This is a genomic window from Cupriavidus lacunae (genome assembly GCF_003353055.1).
GTDB classification, from domain to species: Bacteria; Pseudomonadota; Gammaproteobacteria; order Burkholderiales; family Burkholderiaceae; genus Cupriavidus; species Cupriavidus lacunae.
The window spans coordinates 1-10,827 of the sequence record NZ_QKWJ01000141.1; the positions used below are offsets into that span (position 1 = coordinate 1).

Genomic DNA, 10,827 nt, shown 5'->3' on the forward strand with positions numbered 1-10,827 from the left:
GCGCGGTGGCACTGTGGCCATCGATGCGCAAAGTGATGGCGGGACGGTCGGATTCTGCCAGCCGCATGAATCGCGCAGGCAGTGGGGGAGCGTTGTCGGGCATGGCGGCGGCTCGGCGTTGGTTTGGAAACAATGGTCTGACTGCTGCTATCTCAGCTCGCAAGCGCGGCACGCACGTCGGGGAAGGCGAGCACGTCGTCGAGCGTCTGCTTCACGCGCGCGAACATCAACTCGAATTCGTCTTCGGTGTATGTCAGCGCTGGGGCAAAGCCGAGGATATTGTCGCCAAAGGCGCGGAACACGATGCCGTTGCCGTAGGCGGTCGCGGCAATGCGATCGGACAGCCCCAGCGATGCGTCGAAGCCGCGCTTGCTGGCCTTGTCGCTTACCAGTTCCAGCGCGCCCAGCAGTCCGCGATGGCGCGAGTCGCCCACCAGCGGATGACTGCGCAGCGCATCCAGTCCGGCCGCGAAGGTTGCCGCGCCACGCTGCCCGTTGGCCAGGATGCCCCCTTCCTCATACAGCCGCAGGACTTCCAGCGCCACTGCCGCACTGACCGGGTGGGCCGAATACGTGGCGCCGTGGCCGATGGGCGCTGCGCCGGGCGCGCCGTCGGCGATGCCGGCATAGACCTGGTCGGAGATCAGCGTCGCGCCCATCGGGACGTAGCCGGCGGTGAGGCCCTTGGCCAGCGTCATGATGTCCGGCGCGACGTCTTCGGCATCGCAGGCAAACATGGGGCCGGTGCGGCCGAAGCCGGTGATGACCTCGTCGACGACGAACAGGATGTCCAGCTCGCGCGCCGCGTCGCGCATGGTTCTGAGCCAGCCCTTGGGTGGCACGATCACGCCGCCCGAGCCCTGGATCGGTTCGCAGAAGAACGCGGCCACATTGTCCGCGCCCAGTTCGGCGACTTTCGCGCGCAGTGCCGCCACTGAGGCGTCGATGATGCCTTGCGCATCGGTGGGGTCGGCAGCGCGGTAGGGATTGGGCGAGGGGATGTAGTGCTGCGTCGGCAGCGGCAGGTCGAAGCCGCGGTGGAACGCGGGCAGAGCGGTAAGGCCGGCGCCCGTCGACGAGGAGCCGTGGTAGCCGCGCTCCAGCGAGATGAAGTGCTTCTTCGACGGGCGCCCGGTGGCGTTGAAGTACTGCGTGATGAAACGCACGGCCGTATCGACTGCCTCGGAGCCGCCGAGAGTGAGATATACGTGGTTCAGCGAGCGGGGCGTGATCTGCACCAGCTTGTCGGCGAGGCGGATCGCCGGCTCGCTGCTGAAATGGAAGTAGCCGGTGGCGTAGGGCAGGCGGCGCATTTGCTCGGCGGCGGCCTGCACCACGCTTTCCTGGCCGTAGCCCACGTTGACGCACCACAGCCCTGCGAAGGCGTCGAGCACTTCGTGGCCGTTGGCGTCGGTCAGCCACGCGCCGCGGCCCGACGACAGCACCGTGGGGCCGCGCTGCTCGTGCACGCGCCACGGCGACACAGGGTGGATCAGGTGTGCGCGATCGGCGGCTTCAAGCGCGGCGAGCTGGGGCAGGTCGGTGAGTTGGGTCATGGCAGGGTCCGTTCGCGTCCATTCGTGTGCGCAGCACAACAGGCTGGCCTATGCCTCAAGATTACGGCAGGCTGCACATGCCGTGATGCTGCATTGAGGGGGCTGAACGAAGCACGCTGCCGTTATGCGGGCCGTGGCAGCAGATTGTTTGGCAGTGCGCTTTGCGCAGCCTGGCGCGTCTTCAGCCCATGGCCTGGGTCACGAGCGCGAACAGCGCCGCCGCCCCCGGCGGCGTGGCCGGCGGCGCACCGCGCACCATGGTCGTGGGCGCGTCCACACGCGGCAGGCCAATGCTCTCCAGCCATTCGCCCAGCCCGCTGGCGCAGTCGATGTCGATGCGCGTGAAGTTGCCCGCATTCAGGCCGGCCAGGTACGCGACCAGCGCCTTGGCACCATTGGCGCCGGGCGCTACCACCGGGCCGATGGCATGGCCGCGCCCGAAGCGGCGCAGCATGGCGAAGCCGCGCGGCTCGCCCTCGAAGTCCAGCACCACGCAGGCCTCGGCGCTGGCCAGCAGGTCATCGACCAACGCCTCGCGCGGCATGCCGCGCGCCTGCGCGTCGAGCCGGTGCAGTGCGGCGGCCTCGTTGTGACCCGCGGGGCGCAGACGCCAGCCGTCAGGCAGGGCGATCAAAGGGGCAGGCTGGGCCGTGCCCTGGTGCTGGCAGACCTCGCCCGTGCGCGCGAAGCCAAGGCGCTCGTACAGGCGCCGGCCATCGGCCGTGGCGTGCAGCAGCAGGGTGCAATCGTCCAGGCCGTGGAGCAGCGCGCGCATCAGCCGGTAGCCGATGCGCCGGCCCTGGCACGCCGGCGTGACGATCACCATGCCGATGGTGGCGTGGTGCTTGCCCCAGCGCCAGCGCAGGGCGGTGGCGATGAGCTGTCCATCGTGTTCGGCCACCATGCCCTCAGCGTGCGCGAACATCTGCTCCCAGTCGGTCAGGCGATGGGGCCAGCGCTGTTCCTGCGACAGGGCGTGGGCCCGTGTCAGGTCGTCTGCGGTCATCGGGCGCAGCACCACGCCATCGTCGGCAATGGTGTCCTGGGCATGCGGTAGCGGGGCGATCATGGGCGATGTCCTCGTGATGAAGGTTGGCACCGGCATTTATCTTGAATGACCTCGTGCGGTCGAACCAGAGCGAATTGGGGTTTATCCGTAACTTGCAAGATTCGTCTGCCGGAGGTGCTGGTTTTGCAATTCAATGCGGTAGCGCAGGCTGTAACAGAGACAAATGCTGCCCCTTCTTGACTAGCATGAATGATCAGAAGTGATTAGGGGTGCTTCATGACAAGCCCGCGCCCGCTGGCCTTTCCAGACCAACCAGGAGCACTACGATGAGCGATAGCCGTAAAGAGTTCGAGAGCCTTGTGGACCCCGGCGAAAGCCTTCGTATGATGGATCTGCTCAAGCGCGGCGCCACGCGGCGTGACGTCCTCGCGATCCTGCTGGCGGGAGGCATGCAGGCCACGCTGGCCGGCAGCCTGGCCGGCGTGGCCGCCAAGGCCCATGCGCAGACGCCGAAGCGTGGCGGCCGCATCCAAGTAGCAGCCGCCACGGCGGCCGCTTCAGATACGCTGGATCCGTCCAAACAGTCAAACCAGAACGACTATGTGCGCTGCAACATGGTCTACAACGGCCTGACCTCGCTCGATGGCAGCCTGACGCCGCGGCCGGCGCTGGCCGAGTCATTTAACACCACCGATGCCAAGACCTGGGTCTTCACGCTGCGCAAGGGCGTGACCTTCCACGACGGCAAGGCGTTGTCCCCGGCCGACGTGGTTTACTCGATCATGCGCCACAAGGACCCCGCCACCGCTTCCAAGGCCAAGGTGCTGGCCGAGCAGATCGAGAGCGTGAAAGCCACCGGCCCGAACGAGGTCACGGTGGTGCTCACCAGCCCCAATGCCGACCTGCCGGTGATCCTGGGCACCTTCCACTTCCTCATCGTCAAGGACGGCACCACCGACTTCAACGCGGGCATCGGTACCGGGCCTTACAAGATCAAGGAGTTCAAGCCCGGCGTGCGCACGGTGGTGGTGCGAAACGATGCGTACTGGCGACAGGGAAAGCCCTACCTCGACGAGATCGAGTTCGTCGGTATCGGCGATGAGAGCGCGCGCGTCAACGCGCTGCTGTCCGGCGGCATGGACCTGGTCGGCTCTGTCAACCCGCGCTCCGTGGCGCGCGTCAAGGGTACGCCGGGCTACGCCGTGCTCGTCACGCAATCGGGGCAGTACACAGACCTGATCATGCGCAAGGACGCGGGTCCAGGCATGAACCCCGACTTTGTGATGGGGATGAAGTACCTGCAAGACCGCGCGCAGATGAAGAAGGCCATCGCGCTCGACTATGCGGTGCTCGGCAACGATCAGCCGGTCGACCCCACCAACCGCTTCTTTTTCAAGGGCCTGCCGCAGCGCGCCTTCGACCTTGACAAGGCGAAGTACCATTTGCGCAAGGCGGGCGTGACGGGCAAGGTGCCGATGGTGACCTCGCCCGCCGCCCTGTATTCGGTCGAGATGGCGACGGTGCTGCAGCAGACTGCGCAGCGTGTCGGCCTGGACATTGACATCAAGCGCATGCCTGCCGACGGCTACTGGTCGAACCACTGGCTCAACAGCCCCGTGGGCTTCGGCAATGTCAACCCGCGCCCCAGCGCCGACACCATTCTCACGCAGTTCTTCAAGTCCGATGCGCCGTGGAACGAATCGCGCTGGAAGAACCCCAAGTTCGACCAACTGCTGCTGGCGGCGCGGGCCGAAACCGACACCGCCAAACGCAGCCAGATGTATGCCGACATGCAGACCATGATCCACGAGGATGCAGGCATCGGTATCCCGCTGTTCCTGGCCAGCATCGACGGACATTCATCGAAGCTCAAGGGCTTGTCACCGATCCCGCTGGGTGGGCTNGGAGCATGTCTGGCTTGATGCCTGACGGGGCGGGCGGGCATTTTTTCGCAAGGTTTCCGCCTGCGGCTCCCGGTGGCGCCGCCACGATCGCGCTCGCTATCACGGCAGCACTCGTTGGAAAGCCGGACAGGGGCGGCCTCCGATCCGGAGGTGCCCCAATCATACCGCGGCCGGGCCGCATGCCGTTGGCCGGACCCGGTGAACCCTGCGTGTTATCGAGCCTCGTCGCTGGTTTGGGCAATGGCGGCGCGCAAGATCTCCAGGGCTTCCTGCGCCGTATACGCGGAGGTGTTGAGCGGCGCCAGCAGGCGCACATTGTTCCGATGCACGCCGCATTTGATCACCAGCAGGCCGCGTTCGCGGCAGCGGTCGATCACCGCCTGGGCGAATGCCGCGTCGGGCTGGAATGGGTCGCTGTCCTTGACGAACTCCAAAGCCAGCATCGCGCCAACGCCACGCACGGTGCCGATGGCGGGGAACTCGCGCGCGAGCCGGTCGAGCCCTGCGCGCAGCGTTTCAGCCAGGGCGTGCGCGCTGGCCAGCAAGCGTTCTTCCTCGAACAGGTCGAGCACCGCCAGCGCGGCGGCGCAGGCGAGCGGATTGCCCGCATAGGTACCGCCCAGACCGCCGGGCGCCGGCGCGTCCATGATCTCGGCGCGCCCGACCACGCCGGACAGCGGCATGCCGCCGGCCAGGCTCTTCGCAACCGTGACCAGGTCGGGCTGGATGCCCGCATGTTGGAAGCCGAACATCTTCCCGGTACGGCCGAAGCCGGCCTGGATCTCGTCCAGGATCAGCACGATGCCATGCTTGCGGGTCAGGGCGCGCAGGGCCTGCAGGAACTCGTTGCCGGCCGGCAGGAAGCCGCCGTCGCCTTGCACCGGTTCCAGGATGATGGCCGCGACGCGATCCGGGGCGATCTGCGTGGCAAAAAGGTCTTCCAGTGCGCGGATCGCATCCGCGCACTGGAAGCCGCGGAATTCATCGGGATAGGGCGTGTGATAGACGTCGCCGGCCAGCGGCCCGAAGTTCTGCTTGTACGGCGTGCTTATGCCGGTCAGCGTCGAGCCGAGCAGCGTACGCCCGTGGAAGCCGCCGCGGAACGCGATGATTCCCGGCACATTGCGGTAGGCGCGCGCAATCTTGACCGCGTTCTCCACCGCTTCCGCGCCGGTCGTCGCGAACAGCGTCTTGTAGTGCTCGGTGCCTCCGACCAGCTTGTTCAGCCGCGCGGCCAACTCGACATAGACGTCGTAGCCGACCACCTGGAACGCTGCGTGCGTCACCCGACCCAGTTGCCTGCGCACCGCCTCGACGACCTTGGGGTGGTTATGGCCGATATTCTGCACGCCGATGCCGCCGACGAAGTCGATATAGCGACGTCCTTCCACATCCCAGAGGAACGAACCCTCGGCCTTGTCGGCAAAGATCGGATGGGCGGTGACGACGCCATGCGGAACATGTTGGGTGCGGGCCGCGATATGGGCCTGGTTGGACTGGGTCATTGCGTTACGCCTCTTTCAGGTTCCGCGAAGTCAGTGTCGCGGTGTGGTTGCGAAGGATTGGAGTTGGCAAGGATCTCTGCGAGGTGGCGCGGTTCGCGTCCGGTCAGCTTGCGGATCTGGGTGCGGCAGCTGAAGCCGTCCGCGACAACCAGCGCATCGGCCGGGAGTGTGGCAAGCTTTGGCTGCAGCGTGCTCTCGCCAATCCGCCGCGACAGCTCGGCCGTCTTGCGGTGATAGCCAAAGGCGCCGGCCATCCCGCAACAACCGGTGTCGAGGACGCTTGCGCCAAGCTGGCGTTCCGCCGCCGTGCCGCCGCAGGCGCGGTGATGGCAGTGGGCGTGCAGGTGGACCTCGGCATCGTTGTCCAGCGCCATGCCGGCGCGGGTGGCGAACTCGGCCATCGTGACCGTCAGTGCTGCCAGCGCTTTGGCGCGCGGTTCGTCAGGCAGCAGGGCCGGCATTTCATCCCGGAACACCGACAGGCAGCTTGGTTCCAGCACCAGCACCGGAACCCCGGCGGCAATCGGCGCGGACAGTACGTCCAGGATCTCGAGCAGGTTGCGGCGCGCCTGGTCCAGCATGCCGACGTCGTAGAACGGCCGGCCGCAGCAGACGTGGCGCATGCTCAGCCGCGCGTTCCATCCCTGCCGCTTTACCACCGCGACGGCGGCCTCGAGCACATGCGGCGTGAAGCCGTTGTTGAAGGTGTCGGTCCAGATGACGACGTCGCGCTGGCCGTACGGTCGAGTGCCGGCGTGTTGCAGGCGGGTCGCGGTGCCGCTGCGGCGGAATGCGGTGTTGGCGATCTCGGGGAACACGGCGGAGCGGGCCAGGCCGAAAGCGTGGCCGACGCGCCGGGTCAGCGGATTGCGCATCAGGGCATTGAGCAGGCCAGCCGCGCGCGTGGCGGTGGGCAGCCATTGGCCCAGCCGCCCGATGGCGGCATCCATCGGCGCGCGCAGGCGCCGCCTGTAGTAGCGATACAGGAACTCGCTGCGGTACTTGGGGATGTCGACATGCGTCGGACAGTCGTGCTTGCAACCTTTGCACGACAGGCACAGGTCCATCGAGTCCTTGACCGCCTCGCCGTCACGGGTCTCGCTGATGACTTCGCCGTTGAGCATCTCGAAGAACAGGCGCGCGCGGCCGCGCGTCGCATAGCGCTCTTCACGGGTGGCCTTGAAGCTGGGGCACATGGTGCCGCCATCGAGCGACCGGCACTTGCCCATGCCGATGCAGCGCTCGGTCTCGCGGCCAAAGCCGGTACCCGGGCCATCGCCCATCGGGTAGGTGAAGACGCTGGGTGCCTGATCCTGCCGGTATGACGGGCCCATGCGCAGGTTGGCGTCCACTGGCATCGCATCGATCAGCTTGCCGGGGTTCATCAGGCCGTTCGGGTCCCATATGGCCTTGAAGTCGCGAAACGCCTGCATCAGCCGGGGCGTGAACATCAGGGGCAGGAACTCTCCCTTGGCCTGGCCGTCGCCATGCTCGCCGGACAATGAGCCCTGGTATTTGACGACCAGCGCGGCCGCTTCCGCCAGGAACCGACGCCAGTCGCCAACGCCTGTGCGGGAACGCAGGTCGAAGGTGATGCGCGAGTGAATGCAGCCATCGCCAAAGTGGCCGTACATATTGGTCTCGTAGCCATAGCGTTCGACCAGGGCGGAGAATTCCCTCAGGTAGGCGCCAAGCCGGGCCGGCTCGACCGCGGCGTCTTCCCAGCCTACGGTGGGATCGGGTTGTCCGGGAACGGTCGACAACGACGTTGCCGACGCCCCGGTCTCGCGGATGGCCCAGAGGCGTCCCATCAGCGAAGGATCGTCGACCAGCCTTACATTCGGCTGCGTGGGGAATGACCGTGCCGCGGAGGCCGCGCGGGCTGCCAGCTCGCGGGCCTGGTCGCGCTGCACAGCGCCAAACTCCACCATCAGCCAGGCATTGCCGGCCGGCAGCTCGGCGATGTCGTCGAGCTTCAGACCGAGCTGCTTCAGTCCGCCAATGATGCCGGTGTCCAGGCCTTCCATCGCGATCGGTCCGAGCGGCAGCAGCTCGGGCACGCAGTCGGCGGCATCGAAGATGGTATCGAAGCCGAGCACCAGCAGTACGCGCTCGGGCAGTCCCTCCACCAGCGATGTGTCCGCACGCAGCACGGTTGCGCAGGTCCCCTCAGACCCCACCAATGCGCGGGCGATGTGGAAGCCGTTTTCCGGCAGCAACTGGTCGAGGTTGTAGCCCGAGACACGGCGCTTGAGCCGCGGGAAGCCGGCGCGGATATGGTCCGCATAGTGCTCGGCCAGTTCGCGCAGGGCCTTGACGATGCGCGCCTGTTCCCCGCCTGCGGCCAGGTGCCCGGCATACGCGGCCTCGTCGGTGGCGCCGACCCAGAAACGCGCGCCGGTGGCGGTCACGATCTCGAGGCGTTCGATGTTCTCGACCGTCTTGCCGGCCATCACCGAATGGGCGCCGCATGAGTTGTTGCCGATCATGCCGCCCAGCGTGCAGCGGCTGTGGGTGGCGGGATCAGGGCCGAAGGTGAGGCCATGCGTGGAGGCGGCCTGCTTCAGGTGATCGCAGATGACGCCGGGCTGCACGCGGCCGATGCGCCGGACCGGATCGACCAGCTCAACCGCGTGCAGGTACTTGGAATGATCGATGCAGACTGCGGCGTTGACAGACTGGCCGCTCATCGAGGTGCCGGCGCCGCGCGGAAGCATGGCCACGCCGAGCTCGCCGCACAGGCGCACGGTGGTCTCCAGGTCGTCGACTGACTTCGGAATGACGACGCCAAGAGGAACCTGCCGATAGTTCGAGGCTTCCGATGCGTAGATGGCGCGCGTGACCGCGTCGAAGCGCACTTCAGCGGTGGTTTCGGCTTCCAGTCGGGAGCGCAGCCGCAGCAGCGCATTGAGGTCGGTTGGCGCACTGGCCTGGCGTTGGGGCATCGCTGTCATGGGTTCGTGTGCGGCACGGTGGAAGCTTGCTGGGGATCTTATCGCCAGCGCTTTCTGGCAATTACCGGACCAGTATAGGGACGAGGCTGGTCTCGCTTTGACCGATTTCGGGGCTTGGATCAGCAGCGAATTCTGTTGTGACGAGAGGAACAGCAGTTCCTTCGATGGCATGGGCCGGGGCTGCAAATGCAAAGCGGCCGGCTTGCGCCGGCCGCTCGAGAAGAAGAGGAGGGTGCTCAGTCCAACAGCCCCTGGCAGACGTACTTGATATGCATGTACTCCTCAAGGCCATAGCGCGACCCCTCGCGGCCATAGCCGGAGTCCTTCACGCCGCCAAAGGGCGCCGCTTCCGCGGCCAGCGCTCCCTCATTGATACCGACAATGCCCGACTCGAGTGCGTCGGCAAGGCGCCAGATCCGCCGCACGTCATTCGAGTAGAAATATGCCGCCAGACCAAACGGGGTCGCATTTGCTGCAGCGACCACATCCGCCTCGGTACTGAAGCGTGTGACCGGCGCAACCGGCCCGAAGGTCTCCTCGCAGGAGCAGTCCATGGACGCATCCACATCGACCAGCACGGTCGGCGCATAGTAGTTCGGCCCCGGGCATTGCTCGTTGCGGATGCGCTCGCCGCCAATGACCACGCGGGCACCACGGCTGACAGCGTTCTTCACATGACGTTCGATCTTGTCGACCGCCCGCGCATTGATCATCGGACCAATCTGCGCGGCGGGGTTCGTGGCAGGGGCGACTACCAGCGCGCCGACGCGGGCGGCAAGCTTGTCGACGAAGGCATCATGTACCTTGTCCTGGACATAGATGCGGTTCGGGCACACGCAGGTCTGTCCGCCGTTGCGGAACTTGGAGACCATCAAACCATCCACGGCGGCGTCGAGGTCGGCATCGTCGAACACGATAAACGGGGCATTGCCGCCCAGTTCCAGCGACAGCTTCTTCAGCGTATCGGCGGAGCGGCGTGCCAGGTGCTTGCCCACCGGCGTCGAGCCGGTAAAGGTGATCTTGCGCACCCGGGCATCGTCCAGCCATACGTCGACGACTTCGGCGGCGCGCTCGCGCGAGGCGGTGACAATATTCAGCACGCCCGGCGGCACGCCCGCCTGTTCGGCGAGCCTGACCAGCGCCAGCGAGGTCAGCGGCGTATCCTCGGCGGGCTTGCACACCACCGTGCAGCCGGCAGCCAGCGCCGGCGCGATCTTGCGCGCGATCATCGCGGCCGGGAAGTTCCACGGCGTGATCGCCGCGATGACGCCGACCGGCTCGCGCAGTGCGAGCATGCGCCGGCCGGGGACCGGCGCGGCAATCACGTCGCCATCGGCGCGGGTGGCTTCTTCGGCAAACCATTCGACATAGCTTGCGGCATACAGTACCTCGCCTTTGCCTTCCGCCAACGGCTTGCCCTGCTCGCGGGAGATCAGGCGGCCCAGGTCTTCCACGTGGCTGACGATCAGGTCGTTCCAGCGCTTGATGATCTGCGCGCGCTGTTTTGCAGGGGTCTTGCGCCAGGCCGGGAATGCCGCGTGCGCGACATCGACGGCGCGGCGTGCGTCGGCCGCAGTGCTATCCGGTACCGCCGCAAATACTTCATCCGTCGCGGGGTCAGCCACGGACAGCGTGCGATCGTCGGCCGAGCCGCACCATTCGCCGCCGATAAAGTTGCGACCGGGAAGCAAGGTCTGGTTCTGAAGGGACAAAGGCATGAACAAACTCTCCTTGAGAATGGGAATCAGGCGGTGGCAGCGGCGGCACCAGTTTCGATCCCGCCGTCGATATGCAGATCGACTTCGTCGATCCAGCCCCGCCGCAACTCGGGGACCGAGCGCGCCAGCAGGGCGTAGTAGGGGTGATGGGGTCCGCGGTCGTAGTCCTCGTGCGCGACCT

At 66.5% G+C, this 10,827-nt stretch carries 6 protein-coding genes; 1 reads left to right on the forward strand and 5 read right to left on the reverse strand.

Features of this window, described 5'->3' with window-relative positions; all coding sequences use genetic code 11:
* Positions 1-152 precede the first annotated feature (152 nt).
* Positions 153-1,556, reverse strand: a complete 1,404-nt coding sequence (locus DN412_RS40775) for an aspartate aminotransferase family protein (protein WP_115216706.1) — start codon at positions 1,554-1,556, stop codon at positions 153-155.
* Positions 1,557-1,737: 181 nt separating this feature from the next.
* Positions 1,738-2,625: a GNAT family N-acetyltransferase gene (locus tag DN412_RS40780; RefSeq protein ID WP_115216707.1), complete on the reverse strand. Its 888-nt coding sequence runs from the start codon at positions 2,623-2,625 to the stop codon at positions 1,738-1,740.
* A gap of 266 nt (positions 2,626-2,891) precedes the next feature.
* Between DN412_RS40780 and DN412_RS40785 the strand changes: the two genes are divergently transcribed.
* Positions 2,892-4,487, forward strand: a complete 1,596-nt coding sequence (locus tag DN412_RS40785) for an ABC transporter substrate-binding protein (protein WP_425267490.1) — start codon at positions 2,892-2,894, stop codon at positions 4,485-4,487.
* 194 nt (positions 4,488-4,681) lie between these two features.
* On the opposite strand, the gene gabT is transcribed toward DN412_RS40785, so the two are convergent.
* The 3 genes from gabT to DN412_RS40800 all read right to left on the reverse strand — a co-directional run bounded on the left by gabT (position 4,682) and on the right by DN412_RS40800 (position 10,646).
* Positions 4,682-5,974 (reverse strand): 4-aminobutyrate--2-oxoglutarate transaminase, encoded by a 1,293-nt coding sequence (gene gabT, locus DN412_RS40790; protein ID WP_115216708.1) that lies wholly within the window; start codon positions 5,972-5,974, stop codon positions 4,682-4,684.
* Positions 5,971-8,919, reverse strand: coding sequence for an FAD-binding and (Fe-S)-binding domain-containing protein (locus DN412_RS40795; RefSeq protein WP_425267491.1), 2,949 nt, complete (start codon positions 8,917-8,919; stop codon positions 5,971-5,973). Before DN412_RS40795 ends, gabT begins: the two co-directional genes overlap by 4 nt.
* Before the next feature lie 245 nt (positions 8,920-9,164).
* A complete protein-coding gene (locus DN412_RS40800) occupies positions 9,165-10,646 on the reverse strand; it encodes an NAD-dependent succinate-semialdehyde dehydrogenase (protein ID WP_115216710.1) in 1,482 nt (493 codons plus the stop codon).
* Between the last annotated feature and the right edge of the window lie 181 nt (positions 10,647-10,827).

Excerpts from the sequence above, each read along its gene's own strand:
- DN412_RS40795 (WP_425267491.1), bottom strand. The coding sequence starts at position 8,919 with ATGCCCCAACGCCAGGCCAGTGCGCCAACCGACCTCAATGCGCTGCTG.
- DN412_RS40780 (WP_115216707.1), bottom strand. The coding sequence starts at position 2,625 with ATGATCGCCCCGCTACCGCATGCCCAGGACACCATTGCCGACGATGGC.
- gabT (WP_115216708.1), bottom strand. The coding sequence starts at position 5,974 with ATGACCCAGTCCAACCAGGCCCATATCGCGGCCCGCACCCAACATGTT.
- DN412_RS40775 (WP_115216706.1), bottom strand. The coding sequence starts at position 1,556 with ATGACCCAACTCACCGACCTGCCCCAGCTCGCCGCGCTTGAAGCCGCC.
- DN412_RS40800 (WP_115216710.1), bottom strand. The coding sequence starts at position 10,646 with ATGCCTTTGTCCCTTCAGAACCAGACCTTGCTTCCCGGTCGCAACTTT.